The 24,206-nt window shown below is 68.7% G+C and carries 21 protein-coding genes and 1 pseudogene; 11 read left to right on the top strand and 11 right to left on the bottom strand.

From position 1 onward, the window contains the following. Positions 1-15: 15 nt before the first annotated feature. The 4 genes from B5D37_RS06560 to def form a co-directional block, all read right to left on the bottom strand. Complete coding sequence (locus tag B5D37_RS06560; protein ID WP_078757912.1) at positions 16-405, bottom strand: FAD synthase family protein; 390 nt, start codon at positions 403-405, stop codon at positions 16-18. A gap of 100 nt (positions 406-505) precedes the next feature. After that, the gene (gene rsmB / locus B5D37_RS06565) at positions 506-1,822 is read right to left on the bottom strand and encodes a 16S rRNA (cytosine(967)-C(5))-methyltransferase RsmB (RefSeq protein ID WP_078757913.1); all 1,317 of its coding nucleotides are present in this window, start codon (positions 1,820-1,822) and stop codon (positions 506-508) included. Next, complete coding sequence (fmt, locus tag B5D37_RS06570; RefSeq protein ID WP_078757914.1) at positions 1,819-2,742, bottom strand: methionyl-tRNA formyltransferase; 924 nt, start codon at positions 2,740-2,742, stop codon at positions 1,819-1,821. The genes rsmB and fmt overlap by 4 nt, the downstream gene beginning before the upstream one ends. A 30-nt stretch (positions 2,743-2,772) precedes the next feature. Continuing rightward, complete coding sequence (gene def / locus B5D37_RS06575; RefSeq protein ID WP_078757915.1) at positions 2,773-3,285, bottom strand: peptide deformylase; 513 nt, start codon at positions 3,283-3,285, stop codon at positions 2,773-2,775. 171 nt (positions 3,286-3,456) lie between these two features. Between def and B5D37_RS06580 the strand changes: the two genes are divergently transcribed. From B5D37_RS06580 to B5D37_RS06615, 8 genes are all read left to right on the top strand, one after another. Then, positions 3,457-4,602 carry a LysM peptidoglycan-binding domain-containing protein gene (locus B5D37_RS06580; RefSeq protein WP_078757916.1) on the top strand — a complete coding sequence of 382 codons (1,146 nt, stop codon included), beginning with the start codon at positions 3,457-3,459 and terminating at the stop codon, positions 4,600-4,602. Positions 4,603-4,682: 80 nt separating this feature from the next. Beyond that, a complete protein-coding gene (gene dprA, locus B5D37_RS06585) occupies positions 4,683-5,957 on the top strand; it encodes a DNA-processing protein DprA (protein ID WP_078757917.1) in 1,275 nt (424 codons plus the stop codon). A 75-nt stretch (positions 5,958-6,032) separates the two neighbouring features. Continuing rightward, positions 6,033-6,521: a DUF494 family protein gene (locus B5D37_RS06590; RefSeq protein WP_078757918.1), complete on the top strand. Its 489-nt coding sequence runs from the start codon at positions 6,033-6,035 to the stop codon at positions 6,519-6,521. 123 nt (positions 6,522-6,644) lie between these two features. After that, positions 6,645-7,547 carry an RDD family protein gene (locus B5D37_RS06595; RefSeq protein ID WP_078757919.1) on the top strand — a complete coding sequence of 301 codons (903 nt, stop codon included), beginning with the start codon at positions 6,645-6,647 and terminating at the stop codon, positions 7,545-7,547. Between the two features lie 249 nt (positions 7,548-7,796). Next, positions 7,797-10,268, top strand: coding sequence for a DNA topoisomerase I (locus B5D37_RS06600; RefSeq protein WP_078757920.1), 2,472 nt, complete (start codon positions 7,797-7,799; stop codon positions 10,266-10,268). A gap of 113 nt (positions 10,269-10,381) precedes the next feature. Next, a complete protein-coding gene (gene tsaC / locus B5D37_RS06605) occupies positions 10,382-10,939 on the top strand; it encodes an L-threonylcarbamoyladenylate synthase type 1 TsaC (RefSeq protein WP_078757921.1) in 558 nt (185 codons plus the stop codon). A 54-nt stretch (positions 10,940-10,993) separates the two neighbouring features. Beyond that, on the top strand, positions 10,994-11,749 hold the full coding sequence (locus B5D37_RS06610) for a DUF4124 domain-containing protein (RefSeq protein WP_234987730.1): 756 nt from the start codon (positions 10,994-10,996) through the stop codon (positions 11,747-11,749). Then, complete coding sequence (locus tag B5D37_RS06615; protein WP_078757923.1) at positions 11,746-12,396, top strand: DUF4124 domain-containing protein; 651 nt, start codon at positions 11,746-11,748, stop codon at positions 12,394-12,396. Before B5D37_RS06610 ends, B5D37_RS06615 begins: the two co-directional genes overlap by 4 nt. Before the next feature lie 24 nt (positions 12,397-12,420). Here B5D37_RS06615 and B5D37_RS06620 read toward each other — a convergent pair whose 3' ends face one another. The 7 genes from B5D37_RS06620 to rhlB form a co-directional block, all read right to left on the bottom strand. After that, positions 12,421-13,185: an NYN domain-containing protein gene (locus tag B5D37_RS06620; protein WP_078757924.1), complete on the bottom strand. Its 765-nt coding sequence runs from the start codon at positions 13,183-13,185 to the stop codon at positions 12,421-12,423. A 112-nt stretch (positions 13,186-13,297) separates the two neighbouring features. Continuing rightward, positions 13,298-14,191: an RNA polymerase sigma factor RpoH gene (gene rpoH / locus B5D37_RS06625; protein WP_078757925.1), complete on the bottom strand. Its 894-nt coding sequence runs from the start codon at positions 14,189-14,191 to the stop codon at positions 13,298-13,300. 223 nt (positions 14,192-14,414) lie between these two features. Next, the gene (ung, locus tag B5D37_RS06630; protein ID WP_425478038.1) at positions 14,415-15,119 is read right to left on the bottom strand and encodes a uracil-DNA glycosylase; all 705 of its coding nucleotides are present in this window, start codon (positions 15,117-15,119) and stop codon (positions 14,415-14,417) included. A 162-nt stretch (positions 15,120-15,281) separates the two neighbouring features. Next, the gene (locus tag B5D37_RS06635; protein ID WP_078757926.1) at positions 15,282-16,109 is read right to left on the bottom strand and encodes a response regulator; all 828 of its coding nucleotides are present in this window, start codon (positions 16,107-16,109) and stop codon (positions 15,282-15,284) included. A gap of 3 nt (positions 16,110-16,112) precedes the next feature. Beyond that, positions 16,113-17,063, bottom strand: coding sequence for a permease-like cell division protein FtsX (ftsX, locus tag B5D37_RS06640; protein ID WP_078757927.1), 951 nt, complete (start codon positions 17,061-17,063; stop codon positions 16,113-16,115). Continuing rightward, positions 17,060-17,746, bottom strand: a complete 687-nt coding sequence (gene ftsE / locus B5D37_RS06645) for a cell division ATP-binding protein FtsE (protein WP_078757928.1) — start codon at positions 17,744-17,746, stop codon at positions 17,060-17,062. Before ftsE ends, ftsX begins: the two co-directional genes overlap by 4 nt. A gap of 112 nt (positions 17,747-17,858) precedes the next feature. Then, on the bottom strand, positions 17,859-19,673 hold the full coding sequence (gene rhlB, locus B5D37_RS06650; protein WP_078757929.1) for an ATP-dependent RNA helicase RhlB: 1,815 nt from the start codon (positions 19,671-19,673) through the stop codon (positions 17,859-17,861). Positions 19,674-19,869: 196 nt separating this feature from the next. Between rhlB and trxA the strand changes: the two genes are divergently transcribed. The 3 genes and pseudogenes from trxA to B5D37_RS06665 all read left to right on the top strand — a co-directional run bounded on the left by trxA (position 19,870) and on the right by B5D37_RS06665 (position 24,189). Further along, on the top strand, positions 19,870-20,196 hold the full coding sequence (trxA, locus tag B5D37_RS06655; RefSeq protein WP_078757930.1) for a thioredoxin TrxA: 327 nt from the start codon (positions 19,870-19,872) through the stop codon (positions 20,194-20,196). 568 nt (positions 20,197-20,764) lie between these two features. Further along, positions 20,765-22,276: pseudogene (rho, locus tag B5D37_RS06660) on the top strand (transcription termination factor Rho); the annotation flags it as partial. 92 nt (positions 22,277-22,368) lie between these two features. After that, a complete protein-coding gene (locus B5D37_RS06665) occupies positions 22,369-24,189 on the top strand; it encodes a monovalent cation:proton antiporter-2 (CPA2) family protein (RefSeq protein ID WP_078757932.1) in 1,821 nt (606 codons plus the stop codon). Positions 24,190-24,206 lie beyond the last annotated feature (17 nt).

Consider the following 24,206-nt stretch of genomic DNA (forward strand, 5'->3'; position numbering starts at 1 on the left):
CCTCCGCCCGGACCGTCAGCCGCGTATCTTCTCTAGCACGCCCGTGGTCGAAATCGAGGGCGTGCGCGGCAGATAGACCACGTCGCAGAGCGACGACAGGTTGTCGAACCGGCCTTTCCAGTCATCGCCCATCACCAGGATGCTGGCACCGCACTCGCGTACGTAGTCGGCCTTCTTCTCCAGCGAGTGCTCGAAGAATGTGTCGTCCACGCACCGCAACGCGCGGATCAGCTCCAGTCGCTCGTGTTCGGGATAGACAGCCGAGCGCGCCTTCTTTTCCTGGTTGAGCGCATCGGTCGAAACCCCGACGACCAGCCGGTCACCCAACCGGGCAGCACGCTCGAGCAGATGCAGGTGCCCGACGTGCAGGACGTCGAAGGTGCCAAACGTCACCACGGTCTTCATGAGGTCATTCCTTCCCCGTTGAAAAAAGCTTCCCCTGCACGGGAAGTTACACGCAGCCGTAGAGGAGCCGCCACTGGCGCACGCGCCCTGGCTTCACCCGCTACACCTTCGACAGGCGCGCGTAGAAGAAGCCATCCATCCCGTCTTCGCCCGGCAGGCGCTGTCGGCCCGGGCCTGCCGTCCGTCCGAAACGTTCATCCAGCGGCTCCGCCGTTGCGCCAGGGGTGCGGGCGAGGAAGGCTTCGACCTGTCCCTGGTTCTCCGCCTTCAGGATCGAACACGTGGAATAGAGGAGTACGCCGCCAGGCGCAATGGTCTTCCACAGGGCGTCGAGCAGGCGCGCCTGCAGGACGCACAGCGCGGCCACGTCCGAGTCGCGGCGGTGCAGCAGGACGTCGGGCTGCCGCCGGATGATGCCGGTGGCCGAGCATGGCGCGTCCAGCAGCACGGCATCGAAAGGCTCGCCGTCCCACCAGCTGTCGACATCGGCCGCGTCGGCGGCGAGCAAACTGGCGCGGTCCCTCAGCCCCAGCCGTTCCAAGGTCTGCCGTACCTGCTGGAGCCGCGCCGGATCGATGTCGATCGCGGCCAGCCGCAGCGAAGGGTCGCGCTCGAGCAGGTGGGCCGCCTTGCCGCCCGGCGCCGAGCAGGCATCGAGCAGGCGAATTCCGGGAGGCGGCCCAAGCGCATCGGCGACGAGCTGGGCGGCGCCATCCTGCACCGATGCATCGCCCTCGGCGAACCCCGGCAATTGCGCCACCGGCACACCCGACGCCAACCGCGCCGCATCCGGAAGGCCATCGAACGGTTCGGCCGCGAGCCCGGCGTCGGCGAGGCGCTGGAGGTACGCGTCCCGCCCCGCCCGGGTACGGTTCACCCGCAGCCAGAGCGGGGGCGCCAGTTCACTGGCGGACATGATCGCGGACGCGTCGGCAGGCCAGTCGTCGGCAATGCGCGACTTCAGCCAGCCGGGCCACTGCGCGTGCGCTTCCCCTGCCGGCAGCCCGTCCCGCAACGCCCGACGCAGCAGCGCGTTCACCAGCCCGGCCTGGTGCGAACGTCCCAGCACCCGGGTGGCCTCGACGGTTGCCGCCACGGCGGCGTGCGGAGCCAATCCGAGCGGATCGATCTGGGCGAAGCCGGCCATCAGCAGCGCCCTCAGCTGCCGGTCGCGCCGGCCCAGCGGCCGGGGCAACCAGCTTGCCAACGCCGCGTCGTAACGTACCGGCTGCCGGAGTACGGCGTAGCAGATCGCCTCCACCAGAGCGCGGTCGCGCGAGTCGGACAGATCGCCCAGGGATGCCGCGAGTTCGGCCTTGAGCGACCGGCCCTCATGCAGCACGGCATCCAGCACCCGTGCCGCGACCACGCGGGGCGCGGCGCCGGGGGAGGTGCGAACAGGCCTTGCGTGCTTCACGGAGCGGCCAGGAGCTCGCGCCGCCCGTTGAGATAATCGGCAGCAGTGATGGCGCGGCCACCGGCACGCTGCAGCACACGGATACGCAGGGCACCCTCGCCACACGCCACGTCGATGCCCTCCCGCCCCGTGGCGAGGATGGTGCCGGGCGTGCTGCCGGCCACTGCATCCACCGCGATGGCCCCGTGCACCCGCACCCGTTCACCGGCGAGCGTCGCCTCGGCGATCGGCCAGGGATTGAACGCGCGAACCTTGTTGGCCAGCTCGGGCGCGGGGCGCGACCAGTCCAGCGCCGCCTCCGCCTTGTCGAGCTTGTGCGCGTAGGTAACGCCGTCATCCGGCTGCGGCTTGGCCACCGGCAGGATGCCCGCCCTCAACAGCCCGAGGCCGTCGGCGAGCACCTGCGCGCCAAGGTCGGCCAGGCGGTCGTGCAGCTGGCCGCCGGTCTCGTGCACGGCGATCGGGATCGACTGCGACAGCAGCACCGGGCCGGTGTCCAGGCCCTTTTCCATCTGCATCAGGCACACGCCCGTCTCGCGGTCGCCGGCCTGGATCGCGCGCTGCACCGGCGCCGCGCCGCGCCAACGCGGCAGCAACGAGGCGTGCACGTTCCAGCAGCCATGCGCCGGAATGTCGAGCACCGACTGCGGCAGGATCAAGCCGTAGGCCACCACCACCATCACGTCCGGTTCGAGCGCCGCCAGTGCTTCGCGGGCCTCCCGGGAGCGGAAGTTCTCCGGCTGGCGCACCTCGAAGCCCTGCTTCAGCGCTTCCCGCTTGACCGGTGAGGGCGCGAGACCGCGCCCGCGGCCGGCGGGCCGGTCGGGCTGGGTGTAGACGGCGACGATCTCGCCACGCATGGCGGCCGCGCGCAGCGAGGGCACGGCGAATTCCGGGGTTCCGGCGAATACGATTCTCATGCCGCCATCTTACAAGGCGGCATCGGCGGCTCAGGCGGCGTTGCGGCGCGCCTTGGCGAGCTTCTTGCGCACCATCTCGCGCTTCAGCGGCGACAGGTAGTCGACGAACAGCTTGCCCAGCAGGTGGTCCATCTCGTGCTGCACGCAGACCGCCAGCAGGCCGCCCGCCTGCAGCTCGAACGGCTTGCCGTCGCGCCCGAGCGCCTTGACGATGATGCTGTCGGCTCGTTCGACGTCGGCGAAGATGCCCGGCACCGAGAGGCAGCCCTCCTGGCACACCTGGCTGCCGGTGCGCTCGGTGATTTCCGGATTGATGAACACCATCGGCGCGTCGTGCTCTTCCGACACGTCAATGACCATGAAGCGCTGGTGCACGTCCACCTGGCTGGCCGCAAGGCCGATGCCGGGGGCGTCGTACATGGTCTCGAACATGTCGTCCAGCAACTGCTGGAACTGCGGGGACGCCACCTGCGCCGGGTCGACCGCGGCGGCGACGGTGCGCAGGCGGGGGTCGGGAAACTCGAGGATCGGTAACAGGGCCATGGCTCGAAAAATGGGGGTGTGGGTCACATACACAAGCTGCGGGCCCATTGTAACGCCGATATACCGGCGGCAGGCTTGCAATGCCGCGGTTCTTCTGGGCTATAGTGCCGACGGCCCCGGTCAGATATTGACCCGTGGGTGCACCTGCTAGGGGAATCAGGTAAAGCCGCCATGTTGAAACCGATCCGCACGGCAATGACCGCTGCGCTGTTGACGATTGCCACCTTTGCGATGGCCGCCGAAATCCGTGGCGACCATCCGGACACCTATGTGGTGAAGAAGGGTGACACCTTGTGGGATATCGCCGGGCGCTTCCTAGAGAAGCCGTGGCTGTGGCCGGAGATCTGGCAGGCCAATCCGCAGGTCGAGAATCCCCACCTCATCTACCCGGGCGACGTGCTGTCGCTGGCGTACCTGAACCGCGTGACTGCCGATCCGGGTCCGCGCCAGGCCGAGCCGGTGACCGGCGTGCCGCTGTCGGAAGTGGAACCGTTCCTGAAGGACCTGCGGGTGGTCGACCAGTTCGAACACCTGCCGCACGTGGTCGCCCTCGAGGAAGGCCGCCTGCGCACCACCCAGGGACAGGTCGCCTACGTGAAGGGCCTGCCCGAGGCCCAGCCGGGCCAGCGCTACCAGGTGGTGCGCCCGACCCAGCGCTACACGCGGCTGGACCGGGAAGCCTGCTGCGACATCTTCCACAAGGACGACCTGGACTTCCGCGGTCGCCGCACGGTCGATTTCGAGCAGTTCTGGACCAACGCAGTGGTGTCCGACAACGGCCACGAGCTGCTGGGCTACGAGCTGATGCAGCAGAACACCGGCACCGTGACCCGGGGCGAGGTGGGCGGCATCGAGGTCACCACGCTGCTGCTGGACGACAGCGGGCGGGAAGTACGCGTCGGCGACCGGCTGATCCCGGTCGAGGCACAGCCCTACGACCTGCAGTTCTTCCCGCACGCCCCGAGCCAGCAGCTGGAATACGGCCGGGCCCGCGTGCTGGCGGTGGCGGACATGCTCAGCACCGGCGGCAACCGCGACGTGGTCGCGCTGTCGGTCGGTGCGCGCGATGGCGTCGACAACGGCACCGTGTTCTCGAGCTGGGAAGTGGGTGATGTCGAGCCTGACCGCCTCACCAGCGCCTGGGACCGCAGCCCCGACAGCTATGGCCGCGCATCCGAGGTCCGGCTGCCGGACGAGTTCGCTGGCCACATGATGGTGTTCCGGACCTTCGACAAGGTCAGCTATGCGCTGGTGATGGACGGCATCCGCCCGATCCGCGTCGGTCATGAGCTCAAGCACCCGGACGCGCCCTACTGATATCGCTCGCGGCGTTTTCCTACCGCAGCACGCGACGGCGCCCCAGGGCGCCGTCGTCGTTTCCGGCGGACGCTGGTCGGATGCCGACATCCCAGCAAGCGCCCTTCCCATTCACATCCCCGGCCCCTCCGGTCCGGCTGCCTGCCGACGGCGACAGCCGGCTCGCCGACGACGACGCGCTGCTCCGCCTGGTCGCCTGCGGGGGGGCGCTGGAACCCCGCAGGCGCCTGCTCTCGAATGCCGCTCCATCGCTGGCGCTGGAGCGCGGAGAACCCTTCTGGCGCGCCTGCGGCCTGGAGCGGAACCAGATCGCAGTCCTGAGATCGCCACCATCGGAGGCGCTGGTACGCGCCCGGGAGTGGCTGGCGCGGCCGGGACACCACCTGATCGGCTGGAACGGCAGCGACTATCCGACGCTTCTCGTCAACAGCCCGAATCCTCCACTGGCGCTGTTCGTGGCGGGGGATCCGTCGCTCCTGTGGCGGTCAGGCATCGCGGTGGTCGGCAGCCGGTCGCCCTCGCCCGGCGGCCGCGACAACGCCGCCCGGTTCGCCCGTGCCCTCTCCGGTAGCGGCCTGCTGGTGGCGAGTGGGCTGGCGGCCGGTGTCGACACCGCCGCCCACCAGGCCGTCCTCGACGCCGGCGCGCCCACGGTGGCGGTATTGGGCACGGGGCCGGACGTGCCCTATCCGCGAAGCAACGCCCGGCTGCACGAGGCCGTCATCGCGCATGGGGCCGTCGTCAGCGAGTACCTGCCGGGGACGCAGGCGCGCAAGGCGCACTTCCCGAGTCGCAACCGCATCCTTGCGGGCCTCACGCTGGGCACCCTGGTGGTCGAGGCGGCGATGCGCTCGGGCGCGCTGATCACCGCGAGACTGGCCGGCGAGTGCGGGCGGGAAGTCATGGCGCTGCCCGGCTCCATCCACAATCCCGTCGCACGCGGCTGCCACCGGTTGATCCGGGAGGGCGCGGCGCTGGTCGAGACCCCTGAAGAAGTGCTGCAGCTGCTCCTGCCCGCCAGCCAGCACTTGGCCTCGGACTTGCGTCGCGCCCTGTCGATCCCCACATCCCCTCCAGATGCCACTCCCTTGAGCCCCCGTGGGCGTCCCGGCACCCGCGGCCGGCCGCCCGCCCCGCCACCGCCGGCCGCCACCGCGGACTTTCCCGAACCTCCACCCCCACTGGACGCCGACCACCAGAAGTTGTGGTCGGCACTGGGTCACGACCCCACGGATATGGACCAGCTGGTCGCGCGCACCGGATTGACGCCTGCACAGCTGTCCTCCATGCTGCTGCCAATGGAGCTTGAGGGTCGCGTCACGGCGCAGCATGGCCGGTACTTCCGCAACCGCTGACCCATTGCCTGAAGGGTCGACGGTTCCTGTCTACTCCAGACCCACCGCGCCAACTGCGGCGCAGGCCGAGGGCAAATGAAAGAAAGCATTCTTGACGTCCTGCTGTACCTCTTCGAGCACTACTTCGCCGAGGATGCGGACCTGGTCCGCGATCGAGACAACCTGCAGAGCGGCCCGCTGTTCGACGAGCTGGGCCAGGCCGGCTTCAGCCCGGCCGAGATCAACAAGGCCTTCGAGTGGCTCGACGAGCTCGCCAACCAGCGCCCGCCGGCAACCCCCGCGCGCGCCGATGGCCCGACCCGGGTCTATGCGCCGCAGGAGATGGACCGGCTGGATGCGGAGTGCCGGGGTTTCCTCCTGTTCCTTGAGCAGCACAGCGTGCTCGATGCCGGCCAGCGCGAGCTGGTGCTCGACCGGGCGATGGCGCTCGACCAGGACGAGGTCGACCTGGACGACCTCAAGTGGGTGGTGCTGATGGTGCTGTTCAACCAGCCCGGCAGCGAGGCCGCCTATGCCTGGATGGAGACCCAGATGTTCGCCGACGAGCCCGAGCCGGTGCACTGAGGCAAGGGGGTGGCGGCCGGTCGACGGCTGCGGCACTATTCCTGAACGGCCGCGTCGCGGGGAGCGAGGCGGCCGTTTCCGATTCCGGTTCCGCATGTAGAACGCCGTCGAGGGGGACGACGAATGACCAACGCTGCCCAAACACCCGCCATCGCCTACGCCGGCTTCTGGAGGCGCTATGCCGCGCTGTTCCTGGATGGCCTGATCTACGCCGTGCCACTGACGCTGGTGGGGATGGTGCTCGCTTTCGTAGTGGCTGCCATGGTCGGTGAAGACGCCGCCATGGTCGCGTTCAACCTGACCTACTACGGCCTGTTCCTGCTGGTCTCGCCGCTGTATTTCGCGCTGCAGGAAAGCTCCCGCCACCAAGCCACGCTGGGCAAGCGCGCCCTGGGCATCAAGGTCACCGACCGCGACGGCAACCGCATCGGCTTCGGGCATGCGCTCGGCCGCTGGTTCGCCGCCGCGCTGAACTACATCACCTTCTACATCGGCTACATGATGGCGGGCTGGACCGGGCGCAAGCAGGGGCTGCACGACATGGTCGCCGGCACCCTCGTCGTGGACCGATGGGCATGGACCGAGCATCCGGAGCGACAGCGGCACAAGCTTCCGGGCGTCGCAGTGGCCATCATCGCCCTGGTGGTGGGCTTCGTGGGGCTGGCGGTGCTCGGGATCGTCGCGGCCATCGCCGTGCCGGCCTACAACGACTACACCCTCCGCGCCCGCGTGGCGGAGGCCTATGCCACCACTGCGCAATCGCGGGCCGAGATCGAGGACGCCATCCGTGCCGGCACCTGCCCGGAAGCGGGCGACACCCCGCCCGGATCGTCTTCGGTGGCGGGCATGCGGGTAGGCACCCTGCCGGATACCGGTGGTTGCGGCATCGAGCTGACCCTGGCCGCCGACCTCAATGAGGAGCTCGCCAACGGGATGCTCTGGCTCGAGTACGACGCCGAGGCCCGGGAATGGGTGTGCTGGTCCGACCTGGCCGACAAGGTGCTCCCGGCAAACTGCCGCGGCTGAGGATCCGACGCGGCCCGGGGGAGGTGATCGTCACTGACCGGGGGACGCAACAACCGGTACCATGGCCCGCGGTCGCGCTTCCGCTCCTTCCGGGGCAGAGCTTGACAACTGCGCCGGCCGCGTGATTCCACTATTAATAGAAGATGGCTGCAGGCGCCCGCGACCCCCGGTTGCGGGCGTTGCGTTCTTTGACCGCCGGCCATCCGCTTCACGCCGCGCCCCCGCCCCCAACGACAGGCTTTGCCTCGTATGGCCAAGAACCTCCTCATCGTCGAGTCCCCCGCCAAGGCCAAGACGATCAACAAGTACCTGGGCAAGGACTTCATCGTCCTGGCCTCCTACGGTCACGTGCGTGACCTGGTGCCGAAGGAGGGCGCGGTGGATCCGGACGCCGGCTTCGCCATGCGCTACGACCTCATCGAGAAGAACGAAAAGCACGTCGAAGCCATCGCCAAGGCTGCCAGGAAGGCCGAAGCCGTCTTCCTCGCGACCGACCCGGATCGCGAGGGCGAGGCGATCAGCTGGCACATCGCGGAAATCCTGCGCGAACGCGGTCTGCTCGACGGCAAGCCGCTGCGGCGCGTGGTGTTCACTGAAATCACCCCCCGCGCGATCAGCGAGGCGATGACCCGCCCGCGCGACATCGCCGCGCCGCTGGTCGACGCCCAGCAGGCGCGTCGGGCACTGGATTACCTGGTCGGCTTCAACCTTTCGCCGGTGCTGTGGCGCAAGGTGCAACGGGGGCTGTCGGCCGGCCGGGTGCAGTCGCCGGCACTGCGCATGATCGTCGAGCGCGAGGAAGAGATCGAAGCCTTCAAGGCGCGCGAGTACTGGTCGATCGAGGCCGAGTGCCAGCACCCGAGCCAGGCTTTCTCTGCGCGGCTGACCAAGCTCGACGGCAAGAAGTTCGAGCAGTTCACCATCACCGACGGCGAGACCGCCGAAGCGGCCCGGCAGCGCATTGCCTCCGCGGCCAGTGGCGCGCTCCACGTCACCGACGTCACCAGCAAGGAACGCAAGCGCCGCCCGGCCGCGCCATTCACCACCTCCACGCTGCAGCAGGAGGCCGCGCGCAAGCTCGGCTTCACTACCAAGCGCACCATGCAGGTCGCGCAGAAACTGTACGAAGGCGTGGCGCTGGGCGACGAAGGCACCGTCGGCCTGATCACCTACATGCGTACCGACTCGGTGGCGCTGTCGGTGGATGCGGTGGCGGAGATCCGCGACGTGATCGCCCGGGACTACGGTACCGGTGCCGTGCCCGACCAGCCGAACGTCTACAAGTCCAAGTCCAAGAACGCGCAGGAGGCCCACGAAGCGGTGCGCCCCACGTCCGCGCTGCGTACGCCGGCTTCGGTGTCGCGTTTCCTGGAGGACGACGCCCGCCGGCTGTACGAGCTGGTGTGGAAGCGCGCGGTGGCCAGCCAGATGGTGCCGGCCACCCTCAACACGGTTTCAGTCGACCTTGCCGCCGGCAGCGAGCACAGCTTCCGCGTCTCCGGCACCACCGTGATCGATCCCGGCTTCCTGGCCGTCTACGAGGAAGGCAAGGACGCCAAGGCCGCCGACGCCGAGGACGAGGGCCGCAAGCTGCCGGCGATGAAGACCGGCGACCGCATCCCGCTCGACCGCATCCATGCCGACCAGCATTTCACCGAGCCGCCGCCGAGGTACTCCGAAGCGAGCCTGGTCAAGGCGCTGGAGGAATACGGTATCGGCCGTCCTTCGACCTACGCGTCGATCATCGCCACGCTCCTGTTCCGCAAGTACGTGGAGCTGGAGAACAAGCGCTTCCATCCCTCCGACGTCGGCCGGGCGGTGAGCAAGTTCCTGTCCAGCCACTTCACCCGCTACGTCGATTACGACTTCACCGCCAAGCTCGAGGATGAGCTGGATGCGGTGTCGCGCGGCGAGGAAGAATGGATCCCGCTGATGGAGCGGTTCTGGAGCCCGTTCAAGGAGATGGTCGACGACAAGATGGAGTCGGTCGACCGCAGCGAGGCCACCGGTGCGCGCGAGCTTGGCACCGACCCCAAGACCGGCAAGCCGGTGAGCGTGCGGCTGGGTCGCTACGGCCCCTACGCGGCGATCGGCAGCACCGCCGAGGATGCCGAGGACAAGCCGAAGTTCGCCTCGCTCCGCCCGGGGCAGAGCATGCACACGATTTCCCTGGAGGACGCGCTGGAGCTGTTCAAGCTGCCGCGCACCCTGGGCGAGCACAACGGCGAGGAGGTCAGCGTCGGCATTGGCCGCTTCGGGCCGTTCGCCAAGCGCGGCAGCGTGTACGCCTCGCTGAAGAAGGAGGACGACCCGTACAAGGTCGACCTGGAGCGTGCGGTATTCCTGATCGAGGAAAAGGAAGAGATCGCGCGCAACCGGATCATCAAGGAGTTCGAGGGCAGCGACATCCAGGTCCTCAATGGCCGCTACGGCCCGTACATCAGCAATGGCCAGCTCAACGGCAAGATCCCGAAGGATCGCGAGCCGGCCTCGCTGACCCTGGAGGAAGTGACCAAGCTGTTGGAGGAAACCGGCAAGCCCGCCCGCGGGCGCTTCGGCAAGAAGGCCGCCAAGAAGGCCCCGGCGAAGAAGGCCGCGGCCAAGAAGGCGCCTGCCAAGAAGGCGACGAAGAAAGCCGCGAAGAAGACAGCGAAGAAGGCCACCAAGAAAACGGCCAAGAAGACGACAAAGAAGACGGTCCCCAAAAAGACCGGCGCCTGACTGCGCTTCTGTAGGAGCGGCTTCAGCCGCGATCGGATGACTGGTCGCCCGCCGGCTCCACGATCGCGGCTGAAGCCGCTCCTACAAATGACCTTACCCGTTCGAACCCGGACATGAATCCCGACCTTGCCCCCGCCATCGCCGCCCTGCGAACCGGCGGCATCATCGCTTACCCCACCGAGGCGGTCTGGGGGCTGGGCTGTGATCCGTTCGACCAGCATGCCGTCCAACGCCTGCTTGCGATCAAGCAGCGTCCGGTCGAGAAGGGACTGATCCTGCTGGCCGGGGATGTCGCCCAGCTTTCGGGCCTGGTGGACTGGGACGTCCTGCCGCCCGGTCGTCGCGAGCTCGTCCAGGCCAGCTGGCCCGGCCCGCATACCTGGGTGGTTCCGGCAACACCCAGGGTGCCGGCATGGGTCACCGGGGCGCACCGCGCGGTTGCGGTCCGCGTGAGCGCCCACCCGGTAGCGGCATCGCTGAGCCGCGGCTTCGGCGCTCCGCTGGTCTCGACCAGCGCCAACCTCTCCGGCCAGCCACCCGCACGCACGCGCGAAGCGCTGGACCCCGCACTGCTTTCAAAGATCGACGCGGTGACACCCGGGCAAGCCGGCGAGCTGGCGGCACCGACGCCGATCCGCGACGCCCGCGACCTCGGCATCCTGCGGAACTGAATGCCACCACGGCGCCGGCTTTCCTGCCCGTCGCTCCCGGCGCAAGATGTCGGGATGCTGCGCTCCGGACTCTCCATCGCCGTTTTGCTGATCGCGACGCTGGCGAGGCCCGCAGCGCCGGCGGCGGCCGCGGATATCACCATTTACCGCTGCACCGGCCCCGATGGCGCCGTGACCCTGAGCGACGACCCGTGCCCGAAGGGCCAGCAGCAGGAGGCCCGGACCATGCAGAGACCGGAGGATCCGCCGCCGCGCCCGGTCCTGCCGGCCGCCCCTGCGGCGGCCGCTCCCGAAACCAGCCGGCCCACCCCCGCGGTGCCGGTCCGGCGCGAGGTGGTGGTGGTCCATGCGCCACCACCGACCTATGAGTGCACCACGCCGGATGGCGAGGTCTACACCAGCGACAGCCCGGCGGGGAACCCGCGCTGGGTGCCGATGTGGACGCTGGGCTACCCGGTGTACCACGGTCCGTACCGTCCCCGCCCCGGGCTGCCCCCGGTGCGGCCGGCAGTATCCGGCGGTGACAACGGGCTGGTCTTCGACAACGTAGGTCGCCCGACGCCTCGGCCGCCCACGGGAGACGGGCTGCGTCCCGCGGCGCCCATCGGTTCGAACGCGCCCTACGGCGCTGGCACATGGATCCGGGATCAGTGCCACCCGATCCCCCCGGCCGAGGTCTGCGAGCGGCTGCGGGACCGGTCACGTGAGCTGTGGCGCGGGTACAACAGCGCCCTGCAGAGTGAGCGGGAAGCGATCATTACGGAGCGCCGGGCCATCCAGGCCCGCCTCGACATGGAATGCCCTGAATGAACCTCCCGCAATTCGGATCGGCCCTCCTGCTGGCCGGCCTCCTCGGAGGCGCCTCGAGCACCGTCCTGGCGCAGGACAGGGTGGTGATCTATCGCTGCACCGACGCCAGTGGCGAACTCACCGTACAGAACGACCAGCCCTGCCCGAAGGGCAGTCGCCAGGAGCGCCGGGTGATGGAGTCCGATCCGGTGCCAGTCATGCCCCCGGCCCCATCCGGCCCGGCTTCGCCACCGGCAGCTCCCGAGCCGGTCGGTCCCCTGGTGCCACTCGCGCCGATGCCGCAACCGGCAGCGGCTGCCGTGGATGCTGCGCCACCACCGGAATCCGGTGAACCCCCGCCGCTGTTCGCCTGCCGCACCTGGGACGACCGACGCTACCTGCACGACGATGGCTCGCCGCCCGAACGCTGCGCGCCGCTACGCACGCATGGACTGGATGGCAGCCGCACCGGCGGCGCGGGCGCGGCCTGCGAGGTGCGGCGCGACACCTGTGAAGCGGTATCGCAGGAAGACCTGTGCAACCAGTGGGCGGTCCGCCTGCGTGATGCGGAGGCGGACCTGCAATTCGGCCGGGGCGATGCCGGGACGGTGGCGGCCCTGGTGGAACGCGTCCGGACCGTCATCGCCGGCAGTCATTGCGCGCCCTGAAGACGCCGGTTGCGTTCTCCGTCGTCAGCGGCTGCGCTTCCGCGCCGGCGCCTTCTTCACGACCCGGCTGGCCTTCGGCTTCTCCCTCACCCAGATCACCTGTTCGTCCCGGCGCACGTCGAACAGGCCGGTAGCCTCGATCAGGTCGCTCAACTTCCGGTACCCGTAGTTGCGCGGATCGAGCGAGGCCTGGTTACCGATCTGCTGCCCCACGGCGCCCAACTGCGCCCACCCGTCCTCCCCGCCGGCCGAGTCCACCGCACCCCGCAGCATCTGCAGCAGGCGCGCGTCCGACTGCAGTTCCGCCGTTCCCTTCGCCTCGGCCGCGGCAGTGGTTCCCGCATCCTGCCGTTGCCCAAGGGCTTCGACGTAGGTGAACTTCGAGCAGGCGTTGACGAAGGGTTCCGGCGTCTTCTTCTCGCCGAATCCGTAGACCTTGACGCCATCGGTGAGCAGGCGCATCACCAGTGGCGTGAAGTCGGCATCGCTCGACACGATCGCGAACCCGTCCAGGGTGCGCGCATACAAGAGGTCCATGGCATCGATGACCATCGCCATGTCCGAGGCGTTCTTGCCGCGGCTGTAGGCGAACTGCTGGACCGGCCGGATCGCGTACTGGTGCAGGCACGCTTCCCAGCCTTTCAGGTGCGGATTCTTCCAGTCGCCATAGGCGCGGCGCACGTTGGCGACGCCATAGCGGGCCACCTCGGCAAGGATTACGTCGACCTTGGCCGCAGGCGCATTGTCGGCGTCGATCAACAGGGCGATTCGCTTTTCATTCTCGGCCATCGGGTGGCTCCTCGGGAGACCCGTCGAGCCTAGCACCGGGCCTGGTGCGGCCGCCGCGCAAAAGCAAACGGCCCGGTTTCCCGGGCCGTCAGTTCAGCATGCACAGGCGGGATCAGGCGGCGAACAGCGCCCGCATCTTCTTCAGCGCGTTGGCTTCGATCTGGCGGATGCGCTCTGCGCTCACGCCGTACTCGTCGGCCAGGTCCTGGAGCGTCACCTTGTTCTCGCTGCCCAGCCAGCGGCGCGCGATGATGTCGCGCGAGCGCTCGTCGAGCTTGCCCAGCCCCTCGTGCAACAGCGACACCTGGCTGTCCTCCTCGTCCTCGCGCTCGTAGATCTGCGAGGGATCCTCCTCGTGGGTGCGCAGGTAGGCGGCAGGTGACGGCGGTGCATGGTCGTCGTCCTCGCCCGCCGGCGCATCGAAGCCGATGTCGCGCCCCGACAGGCGGGATTCCATCTCCAGCACTTCGCGCTCGGAGACGTTGAGGTCCTTGGCCACCAGCCGCACTTCCTCGGCGTTCATCCAGCCCAGGCGCTTCTTGCTCTTGCGCAGGTTGAAGAACAGCTTGCGCTGCGCCTTGGTGGTCGCGACCTTCACGATGCGCCAGTTCTTGAGGATGAACTCGTGCATCTCGGCGCGGATCCAGTGCACGGCGAAGCTGACCAGGCGCACGCCCTGGTCGGGGTCGAAGCGCTTGACCGCCTTCATCAGGCCGATGTTGCCTTCCTGGATCAGGTCGCCCAGCTGCAGGCCGTAGCCGTTGTAGCCGCGTGCGACGTGCACCACGAAGCGCAGGTGCGAATGGACCAGCTCGCGGGCGGCGTCGAGGTCTTCGTCATCGCGGTAGCGGCGCGCCAGTGCCTGCTCGTCCTCGACGGACAGCACCGGGATTTTGTGCACCGCACCAATGTAGGCGTCCAGCGAACCCAGCGGAGTCAATGCATTGAGCGAAGGCACCGGCAGGCTGTTGGAGACAAGGGCGTTCGAAGCGGTGGTCTGGGTCATGTGGACAATATTAGCAGTCGCGATGAGTGAGTGCTAAGGGCATGAAAGGGGTTTCATCATCCCGTTCATAGAACAATAAGGCGCCCCATCGGGTGGATAAGACTGCCAGCGCGCGCGTAAGTTCCCGGTCAAGGCCCAGCGGCTGGACGTGTAGGAGCGACGTAAGTCGCGACACGCGTCACCGCAGGTTTGCTGCGAGGGCCGGAAGGATCGCGGTCGCGACTTACGTCGCTCCTACCGGCGGCAGGGACCAGTCGATCGGTTTGCCGCCGCGGCGCACGAGGTACTCGTTGGCGGCCGAAAAGTGGCCACATCCGATGAAGCCACGGTGCGCCGAAAGCGGCGAAGGGTGCGGCGCCTTCAGCACCCGGTGGCGACTGCGATCGATCACCGCCCCCTTCTTCTGGGCGTAGCTGCCCCACAACATGAATACCAGGTCCTCGCGCTCCCGCGCCAGGGTTTCGATGACGTGGTCGGTGAAGCCCTCCCAGCCACGCCCCTGGTGCGCACCGGCCCGGCCCTCCTCCACCGTCATTACCGAGTTGAGCAACAGCACCCCCTGCCGGGCCCACGGCAGCAGGCACCCGTGGGCAGGCCTGGGGATCCCCAGGTCGCGCTCGATCTCCTTGTGGATGTTGACCAGGGACGGTGGCACCGGGACTCCGGGCCGTACCGAGAAGCACAGGCCATGCGCCTGTCCGGCCCCGTGGTAGGGGTCCTGCCCGAGGATCACCACCCGCGTCGCGTCGAAAGGCGTGGCTTCGAAAGCCGAGAAGATCTCGGGGCCCGGCGGAAAGATCCTTGTGCCCTGCGCGCTGCGCTGACGCAGGAAAACCGACAGCTCACGCATGTCTTCGCGCTGCAGGTAGTCCCCGACGCGTGCTTTCCAGGTCGGCTCCAGCTTGATGCGTTCTTCGGTCATCGGCATGTTCCCGGAATGCACGCCAAGGCTTCTGTCCCATGGGGGACTTCCTTCGGGCGTAGGAGCGGCTTCAGCCGCGATCATGTCTCATTGGAGCGACCGGTCCCCGGGTCGCGGCTGAAGCCGCTCCTACACATCCGGGGAGCCCCTTGGGCAAGGCGGGCGCAGCTACGCCAGCTTCGAGAGGCGCAACTGGAACAGCGTCTTGGTCACCAGCAGGCGCTCCTCGATCGGCTTCAGCACGAGGTCGTTGGCGCCTGCACGCAATAGCGCGCTCTGGTTCTCCGGATTCGCGTCGCCGGTCATCACCAGCACCGGCAGCCGGCGCTTGCCATAGCCGTATTCCCGGCGCACGCGCTCCAGCAGGTCTTTTCCCTCGAGCTCGCCCTTCAGGTAGACGTCGGTCAGGATCAGGTCGGTGCCGATGTCTTCACCACCCCGGTGGCTTTCCAGGTGCTCGAGTGCTTCCTCGACGCCGACGAAGTGGAGCACCTCCATCTGCTGGCGCTCGAGCATGCGCTTGGTGGCCAGTGCGACCACCCGGCTGTCCTCCACGTAGAGCACGCGCGCCCCGGGTATCGACTCCGGCTGGACATAGCCGCGGATGAAGGCCGCCAGTGCGGTGTGGCCCAGCGACTTGTCGAAGTAGTCGGTCACGTCCTCGGTGAACTGCCGCGACTCCAGGTGCGACTGCGCATCACCCGAGACCACGATCACCGGCACGTAGGCCTGCCCGGCGGCCTCGCGCACTGCACGGGCCAGCTCGATGCCATCGCCGTCGGGCAGCGACAGCGAAGTGGTCACCAGGTCCACCGGGCCATCCGCCAGCGCGGCGCGGGCTTCGGCAATGCTCGCGCATGCCAGCACCCGGGCGTTCTCCACTTCCTTCGCGAGCACGTCGCCGATCAGCTTGCGCACCAGCCGGGAACCGTCCACCACCATGATGCGAGGGGAGTCGGTCACCACGTGTCGCAGCTTTTCGGGGCCTTCGCTCATGTCTCAGGTATCCGTGGGGCGTGTCTGTCGCAGGTAGTGTCCGGTCACCAGGCCGGCGCCGATCCAGCCAAGGACGCTGGCACCGACCACGATGAAGACGGCATGTTGCAGGCTGAAACCCTGCAGCGCGAATCCGCTGCCATAGCTGCGTGCCAGGTCCGCCAGCGGCGCGCGCAACGACAGGTCCGCGGCGGTCAGCAGGGCAAGCGCCAGTGCGCCGGCCACCGCTCCGTAGCACGCACCCAGGTAGAGGAATGGTCGGCGGATGAAGCCGTCGGTGGCGCCCAGCAGTTGCAGCACCTCGATTTCTTCGCGCCGCTGCTGGATGTCCAGCCGCACGGTGTTGCCGACCACCAGCAACGCGCCCAACCCCAGCATCGCCGCAAGCACCCAGGCCAGGCGACCGCCAAAGCGCAGCCAGCCGTCCAGCCGTTCACGCCAGGCGGCGTCGTGCTGCACGATGTCCGCCTCCGGCAATGCCTCCAGTGACTCGGCCAGGCCCTCGCCGGCGCCCGTCGGGACCACCAGCAACAGGCTCGGCAACGGATTGTCTTCCAGGCTCGCCAACGCCCCTCCCAGCCCGGAGCTCGCGCGCAACTCCTGCAGGCCCTGCTCCGGCGTCCTCAGCTCGACCTCGGCGATGTCGGGACGAGCGCGCAGCTGCTCGGCCAGCTCACGGGCGCGTGGCAGTTCCACCCCGGGCTGCAGGTACAGGCTGACGCGTCGCGCTTCCTGGACGTCGCCGGCGAACCGCTCCACGTTCGCCAGCGCCGCCCACAGGCCCAGCGGCAAAGCCAGCGCCACGCCCATCACGCCAATGGTGAGCAGGGTCGAGCCCGGCTTGCGCAGCATCCGGCCGAAGCTCGCCACCAAGCTGTAGACATGGTGGTCGAACCAGGTACCGAAGCGGTTGCGGCCGGGCTTGAGCCTTTCGTGGGGGGGGGCTGCACTCATTCGGCCAGGTCCTCGGGCGGGATGTCGTCCACCAGCTGGCCCTGGTTGAGCACCAGCACGCGTTTGCGCATCCGCTTCACCAGCGCCAGGTCATGGCTGGCGACCAGCACGCTGGTGCCGCGTTCCGGCAAGGATTCCAGCAGCGACATGATCTCGGCCGAGAGGGTCGGGTCGAGGTTGCCGGTCGGCTCGTCGGCGACCAGAAGTGCCGGCTCCCCGACAATGGCGCGGGCGATGCCGACCCGCTGCTGTTCGCCCGCCGACAGTTGCGCCGGCAAAGCCTGCGACCGCGTGCCCAGGCTGACCCGGTCGAGCACCGCGCGCACGCGCTTGTTGATCTCCGCCCGCCGCAGACCCTGCAGCAACAGCGGCAACGCGACGTTGTCGGCCACGCTGCGATCGCCCAGCAGGCGATGGTCCTGGAACACCACGCCGACCTCGCGCCGGTGCATGGCGATCCTGCGGCCACGCACGCGCATCAGGTTCTTCTCGCCGAACAGTACGGCGCCCCGGGTCGGACGCTCGGCCAGGTGCACCAGCTTCATCAACGTGGTCTTGCCCGCGCCGGAATGGCCGGTGATGAACAGCATCTCCCCGGACCCGACTTCGAAGCTGACCTCGCGCAGGGCCTGCTGGCCGCCGCCGTACTGCTTGCTGACGTTGTCGAAGCGCAGAACGCTCATCGCGCACCTGTCGAAGACGATGGCGCCAAGTATCGGCGGGGGCGGCAACGATGGCTAGGGCGGTGGCCCGTGCCGCCCTGCCGGTGGACCCGTTGCCGGATCCACGAAACCCTCAGTGGCGGGAGCTGGGCTCGCGGGTGACCAGCGATTTCAGGCCGCGCTTGATGCGACCGAACAGACCGGGCTTTTCACCGTCGGCATCGGCTGGCGCCTTGGCGCGGGGTGGCACCTTGTTGGCGGCCACCTGGCGGGGCGCACGCGGGCCGCGCGCTTCGGTTTCGGCAGAGGTGGCGGACGGCGCGCGGGCCGGCTTCGCCGCATTGCCTTGCGCCTGTCCACCCTCGACGGCCTGCCCCTCGACCTTGCGGCCGCCACGACGCCGGCGGCGCTTGCGCGGCGGGCGCTGCTGCTCCCCCGTCGCCGGGTCGACCGCCGCCGGGGTCGCCTTCGCAGTGTCCGGGGCAGGCTGCGCCGTGGCTTCCGGCGCACCTGCGTCCTCACCAGAGCGTGGCTTGCCGGCAGCGGCATCGCGGCGGGGGCGACGAGCACCGCGTGCGCCTTCGCCCGCGCCGGGTCCACGCCCACCGGCACCACGGCCGGCGCCGGCGTGGCCCTTGCCGCGCCCGCCACCACGGCGTTCTTCCTCGGCGGCGCGCTGCTCGCGGGCCTCCTTGAAGATCGCGCCGATGCTCTCTTCCTCGGCGTCGTCCCCGTCATCGCTCTCGGGCCGCTCGCGCTTGGGCCGCGGCAGCGCCACCAGCAGGTCCGCCTCGACCGGCGCGGTCGGCAGCTTCTGCTCGATGTAGGTCTCGATGTCGGGCAGGCTCATCGCATAGCGCTCGCAGGCGAAGCTGATCGCGTCGCCCTCGGCACCCAGGCGCGCGGTGCGCCCGATCCGGTGCACGTAGTCCTCGGCATCGAACGGCAGGTCGTAGTTGTAGACGTGGCTGACGCCATCGATGTGCAGGCCACGGGCGGCGACGTCGGTGGCGACCAGCAGCTCCAGCTGGCCCTTCTGGAACTTGTTCAGCAGGGACTCGCGCTTCTTCTGCGGCACGTCGCCGCTGAGGACGCCGACGCGGTAGCCGGCCCGCTCCAGCGCACGGGCGACCCGCTCGACCCAGGCCTTGGTGTTGACGAAGACCATCGTGCGCGCACCCTCGCTGCGCGACAGCAGGCCCAGCAGCAGCGGGATCTTCTCCTCGTCGGAGGGGAAGTACACCAGCTGGCGCACCTTGGCATTGGTGATGAACTCCGACTCCACCACCAGCTTCTCGGGCTCGTTCATGTGCTCGTAGGCCAGCTCCAGCACGCGGTGGCTGAGGGTGGCGCTGAACAGGAGGGTCTGGCGCTCGGTGCGGATCGGCATGCGCCGCAGGAGGAAGCGGATGTCCTTGATGAAGCCCAGGTCGAACATCCGGTCGGCCTCGTCCAGCACGCAGATCTCGCAGGCGTGCAGGCTGACCACCTTGTGCTGCTTCACGTAGTCGATCAGCCGGCCGGGGGTGGCGATGATCACGTCCACGCCCTGCTGCAGCAGCTCGCGCTGCTTGTCGTAGTCGACGCCGCCGTAGACCAGCGCGAACTTCAGCCCCAGTTCGCTGCCGAACTTGACCGCGTCCTTGTGGATCTGGATCGCCAGTTCACGGGTCGGCGCCAGGATCAGCGCGCGCGGATCCTCCGGCTTGCGATCGGCCAGCGCCGGCTGCGACAGCAAGCGATTGATCACCGCCACCAGGAAGGCCAGCGTCTTGCCGGTGCCGGTCTGGGCCTGGCCGGCGACGTCGCCGCCCTTCAGCGCCACCGGCAGGGTCATGGCTTGGATCGGGGTGCAACGGGTGAAGCCCGCCGACTCCAGCCCGGCCAACAGGCTCGGGTGCAGGTCGAAGGACGAGAAGGAAATATCGGTAAGGGGTTTGTCGCTCATGCGTTCAGGAATCCGCGCGCAGGACTGCGCTTGCGTGGGTGGCGTCGGCGAAGCAGACTGCCGGGGTCGGCCAGATTTTCTTCCTGACCGCAGCGTGCGGGGCTTGAAGCCACCGCGTAACGCCCCAGTTTAACGCCAACCATCGGCAAATTGCCCGGCACCCGCCGCCGGAGCCCGCCATCCGCAGGAGAGTCTCGTGAGCGATAAAGTCATGCAGGTCGGCGATGCCGACTTCGATTCCGCCGTGCTGCAGTCGTCGGAGCCCGTCCTGGTCGACTTCTGGGCCGAGTGGTGCGGCCCGTGCAAAATGATCGCCCCGGCGCTGGACGACTTGGCGGAGACATACGACGGCCGCGTCAAGATCGCCAAGGTCAACGTCGACCACAACCGCGCGACGGCGATGAAGTACCACGTGCGCTCGATCCCGATGCTGTTGCTGTTCAAGGATGGCCAGGTGCAGGCCACCCAGATCGGTGCCGTCGGCAAGGCCCAGCTGGCGCAGATGATCGACAAGGCGCTCTGAAGCCCGGCTCGATGCCGGTGGCGCCCGGCGCCACCGGACGCCGCCACCGCGGGCCCTCCAGCTGAACCGGCCCGCCGGCGCCGCGCTTGCGGTGGCCTTGTGGCAGTGCTAGTTTCGCAATACCCGGCGCCTGAATGGCTGCCGCGGCCCGGTTTCCGGGGCCGTGGCGCGGTTCCCCGCCGCACCCTTCTCGAACCTTTTCGTCCCTGACGCTCCGCCCGCAGACGCGGGCGCTCGCCGCCTAGCGAGGAATTCCCGCTTGTCCGATAACACCCCCGACGCCGGCGATACCGCCGAAAAGCGCGTGCGCAAACCGCGTGCTCCCAAGGCCGACGCTGCCCCGGCCACCAAGACCGAATCCGCCCAGCCCGAGGCCGCCAAGCAGGCGCCCGCGCGTGCCGAAGCGCCCGCTGCCCGCAGCGACGATGCCGGCAAGCCGGAGCAGTCGAAGGCCGACGGCAAGCCCGCGCCCAAGGCGGAGGCTTCGTCCGACGCCAAGCCGCAGGGTGAGCAGAAGCCCCAGGCCAAGCAGCCGGCTGGCAATGAATCCGCCGGCGGCGAATCCCGCCAGGGTGGCGGCGAAGGCCAGGGCGACGGTGGCGGAAATGCCGGTCGTGGCGACCAGCAGCGCGGTAACCAGAACCGTGGCGAGCAGCAGGACGGCGGCCGTGGCAACCGTCGCGAGCGGTTCCGCAACCGGCGCGAGCGTGGTGGCGGTGGCGGCGGCGGGCGCAACCGCGACGGGCTGCCCAGCGATGACGGCGGCAACGAGGCCTTCGTCCCGCGGCCGAACCCGCAGGTGCCCGAAGGCTTCCCGCAGTACTCGCTCGGTGACCTCAAGCAGATGCCCGCCGCGAAGCTGCTGGAGATCGCCGACCAGCTGAACATCCAGGAAGGCGTCGCCCGCGCACGCAAGCAGGACGTGATCTTCGCCGTGCTCAAGGTGCTTACGCGCCACGGCGAGGGCGTCGCCGCCGATGGCGTGCTGGAGATCCTGCCTGACGGCTTCGGCTTCCTGCGCGCGGCCGAAGCCAGCTACCTGGCAGGCCCGGACGATACCTATGTGTCGCCCAGCCAGATCCGCCGCTTCAACCTGCGCACCGGCGACCATCTCTCCGGGCGCATCCGCTTCCCGAAGGACGGCGAACGCTACTTCGCACTGGCGGTGGTCGACACCATCAATGGCGAGCCGCTGGAAGCCTCCAAGAACAAGGTCCTGTTCGAGAACCTGACCGCGCTGTTCCCGCGCCGCAAGTTCAAGCTCGAGCGCGGCGACGGCAGCACCGAGGACATCACCGGCCGGATCCTCGACCTGATGGCCCCGCAGGGCAAGGGCCAGCGCGCACTGATCGTGTCGCCGCCGAAGGCCGGTAAGACCATGCTGATGCAGCAGGTCGCCACCGCCATCAGCCACAACCACCCGGACGTGCACCTGATCGTGCTGCTGATCGACGAGCGGCCCGAGGAAGTCACCGAGATGCAGCGCACCGTGCGCGGCGAGGTGATCAGCTCGACCTTCGACGAGCCGGCCGGCCGCCACGTGCAGGTCGCCGATATGGTGATCGAACGGGCCAAGCGCCTGGTCGAACACAAGAAGGACGTGGTGATCCTGCTGGACTCGATCACCCGCCTGGCGCGCGCCTACAATAATGTCCTGCCGAGCTCCGGCAAGGTGCTGTCGGGCGGCGTCGACGCCAATGCCCTGCACCGCCCGAAGCGCTTCTTCGGCGCCGCGCGCAACGTCGAGGAAGGCGGCTCGCTGAGCATCATCGCCACCGCGCTGGTCGATACCGGCAGCAAGATGGACGAGGTGATCTACGAGGAGTTCAAGGGCACCGGCAACAGCGAAGTGCACCTGAACCGCCGCATCGCCGAGAAGCGCGTCTACCCCGCGATCGACATCAACCGCTCCGGCACCCGCCGCGAGGACTACCTGATCGAGCCCGAGCTGCTGCAGAAGATCTGGATCCTGCGCAAGCTGCTGCATGGCATGGACGAGATCGGCGCGATGGAGTTCCTGCTCGACAAGATGAAGAGCTCCAAGTCCAACGACGAGTTCTTCGCTTCGATGAGGCGCTAGCGCCGGACAAGCGACAGAGAAAAAGCCCCGCGATCGCGGGGCTTTTTTCATCGTTCGGCGAGGCGTCATAATCCTTCGACTGGAGGTGCCGAATGCACGGCGGTGGACTGGAACTCGCGCTCGTATTTCTGCTCGCCGCGGTGATCGCGGTGCCGGTGTTCCGGCGTTTCGGCCTGGGCGCGGTGCTCGGCTATCTCGCGGCCGGCCTTGTACTGGGCCCGTATGGCTTGCGCGTCATCCGCAATGCCGAGCCGGTACTGGCGGCATCGGAAATCGGCGTGGTGATGATGCTCTTCGTCATCGGCCTGGAGCTGTCGCCTTCGCGTTTGAAGGTCATGCGCAAGCCGGTGTTCGGGGCCGGCGGGATGCAGGTCGCCGTGTGCGGCTTCGCGCTCGCGGCCATGGCCGTGGCCGGCGGGCTCGGATTCAAGGCCGCACTGGTGGTCGGTCTCGGGCTTGCCCTGTCGTCCACCGCGGTCGGGCTGCAGTTGTTGTCGGAACGCAAGTCGCTGACGGCGGAGCACGGACGCCTGGCCTTCGCCATCCTTCTGTTCCAGGATCTTGCCGCGATCCCGCTGCTGGCGGCGATTCCGCTGCTTGGCCAGGCCGCCGCCGCGGAAGGTGCCGGGCTGGGCTGGCCCGTGGTGCTGAAGGCGGTCGGCGCGATTGCCGCCGTGGTGCTGGGCGGCCGGGTGCTGCTCCGTTACGTATTCCGGATCGTCGCCCGCAGCCAGATGCCCGAGGTCTTCACCGGAGCCGCGTTGCTTACCGTCCTTGGCGCGGCCTGGCTGATGCAGGTCGCGGGCCTGTCGGCGGGCCTGGGGGCCTTCCTGGCCGGTGTACTGCTGGCCGATTCCGAGTTCCGCCACGAGCTCGAGGCCCAGGTGGAGCCCTTCAAGGGCCTGCTGCTCGGGCTGTTCTTCATGGCCGTCGGCATGAGCATCGACCTGCAGGGCGTGATTGCCCAGCCAGCGCTCGTCGCTCTGCTGGTGACCGGCCTGATGGCGACGAAGTTCGCGCTGGTGTACGCCGTTGGCATCCGCCCCGGTGGCCTTGAGCGCCGCGAGGCGCTGCAACTGGCGGCGGTGCTGGCACTGGGTGGCGAGTTCGCGTTCGTGGTCTTCGCCGAAGCACTGCGCGCCGGCCTGGTTGACCGCGAACTGCGCGACCTGCTGGTCGCCGTGGTGGGGCTGTCGATGGCGCTGACCCCGCTGCTGGTGGTGACGCTCGCGAAGCTGCTGAGGGCAACGAAACACGCTGCTCCGCAGCCCCCTGCCGACCCGCTGCCGGAGGATGGGCACCCCCAGGTGCTGATCGCCGGCTTCGGCCGTTTTGGACAGATCGTCGCGCGCCTGCTGGTGGCACAGAAGGTGCCCTTCATCGCCATCGAACACAGTGCCGACCAGGTCGACTTCATGCGCCGGTTCGGCAATCCCCTGTTCTATGGGGACCCGGCGAAACCGGAACTGCTGCGGTCGGCGGGCGCCGCGCATGTGCGGGTATTCGTGGTGGCGATCGACGACCCCGCCGGCAGCCTGCGCACCGTGCGGGCGATCCGGCGTCTCTATCCGGAGGCGCGGGTCCTGGCGCGCGCGCGCGACCGCCGCCACGCCTGGGAGCTGATGGACCTGGGCGCCCAGGCAGTCCGCGAGATGCTGCATTCGAGCCTGAAGCTGGGGGAGGACGTGCTGGTGGCCCTGGGCATTGCGCCGGAGGTCGCCCAGGACCACGCGCGGCAGTTCCTCGCCCACGACCAGCGGCTGCTGAATGCCCAGTACCTGGTGCACGATGACGACGACGCCGTGATGCAGGCTTCGAGCGAGGCGCGGGTCGAGCTGGAGCAGTTGTTCGATGCGGACCGTGGAACGGGCGTGCTGGGCAGCATCTCGGGGCGCCGCGCAAACGAGGATTGAACCGGCCTTGGTCGGTG

Origin of the sequence: Lysobacter spongiicola DSM 21749 (assembly GCF_900167055.1) — a bacterium.
Taxonomy (GTDB): domain Bacteria; phylum Pseudomonadota; class Gammaproteobacteria; order Xanthomonadales; family Xanthomonadaceae; genus Novilysobacter; species Novilysobacter spongiicola.

What these genes read in the sequence shown, in the direction of transcription:
- B5D37_RS06610 (WP_234987730.1), top strand. Translation starts at nt 10,994, where the DNA reads ATGCTGCGCTCCGGACTCTCCATCGCCGTTTTGCTGATCGCGACGCTG.
- B5D37_RS06635 (WP_078757926.1), bottom strand. Translation starts at nt 16,109, where the DNA reads ATGAGCGAAGGCCCCGAAAAGCTGCGACACGTGGTGACCGACTCCCCT.
- B5D37_RS06665 (WP_078757932.1), top strand. Translation starts at nt 22,369, where the DNA reads ATGCACGGCGGTGGACTGGAACTCGCGCTCGTATTTCTGCTCGCCGCG.
- B5D37_RS06620 (WP_078757924.1), bottom strand. Translation starts at nt 13,185, where the DNA reads ATGGCCGAGAATGAAAAGCGAATCGCCCTGTTGATCGACGCCGACAAT.
- B5D37_RS06560 (WP_078757912.1), bottom strand. Translation starts at nt 405, where the DNA reads ATGAAGACCGTGGTGACGTTTGGCACCTTCGACGTCCTGCACGTCGGG.
- fmt (WP_078757914.1), bottom strand. Translation starts at nt 2,742, where the DNA reads ATGAGAATCGTATTCGCCGGAACCCCGGAATTCGCCGTGCCCTCGCTG.
- B5D37_RS06615 (WP_078757923.1), top strand. Translation starts at nt 11,746, where the DNA reads ATGAACCTCCCGCAATTCGGATCGGCCCTCCTGCTGGCCGGCCTCCTC.
- B5D37_RS06595 (WP_078757919.1), top strand. Translation starts at nt 6,645, where the DNA reads ATGACCAACGCTGCCCAAACACCCGCCATCGCCTACGCCGGCTTCTGG.
- ftsE (WP_078757928.1), bottom strand. Translation starts at nt 17,746, where the DNA reads ATGAGCGTTCTGCGCTTCGACAACGTCAGCAAGCAGTACGGCGGCGGC.
- ung (WP_425478038.1), bottom strand. Translation starts at nt 15,119, where the DNA reads ATGCCGATGACCGAAGAACGCATCAAGCTGGAGCCGACCTGGAAAGCA.
- B5D37_RS06580 (WP_078757916.1), top strand. Translation starts at nt 3,457, where the DNA reads ATGTTGAAACCGATCCGCACGGCAATGACCGCTGCGCTGTTGACGATT.
- ftsX (WP_078757927.1), bottom strand. Translation starts at nt 17,063, where the DNA reads ATGAGTGCAGCCCCCCCCCACGAAAGGCTCAAGCCCGGCCGCAACCGC.
- rpoH (WP_078757925.1), bottom strand. Translation starts at nt 14,191, where the DNA reads ATGACCCAGACCACCGCTTCGAACGCCCTTGTCTCCAACAGCCTGCCG.
- tsaC (WP_078757921.1), top strand. Translation starts at nt 10,382, where the DNA reads ATGAATCCCGACCTTGCCCCCGCCATCGCCGCCCTGCGAACCGGCGGC.
- rhlB (WP_078757929.1), bottom strand. Translation starts at nt 19,673, where the DNA reads ATGAGCGACAAACCCCTTACCGATATTTCCTTCTCGTCCTTCGACCTG.
- B5D37_RS06590 (WP_078757918.1), top strand. Translation starts at nt 6,033, where the DNA reads ATGAAAGAAAGCATTCTTGACGTCCTGCTGTACCTCTTCGAGCACTAC.
- dprA (WP_078757917.1), top strand. Translation starts at nt 4,683, where the DNA reads ATGCCGACATCCCAGCAAGCGCCCTTCCCATTCACATCCCCGGCCCCT.
- def (WP_078757915.1), bottom strand. Translation starts at nt 3,285, where the DNA reads ATGGCCCTGTTACCGATCCTCGAGTTTCCCGACCCCCGCCTGCGCACC.
- B5D37_RS06600 (WP_078757920.1), top strand. Translation starts at nt 7,797, where the DNA reads ATGGCCAAGAACCTCCTCATCGTCGAGTCCCCCGCCAAGGCCAAGACG.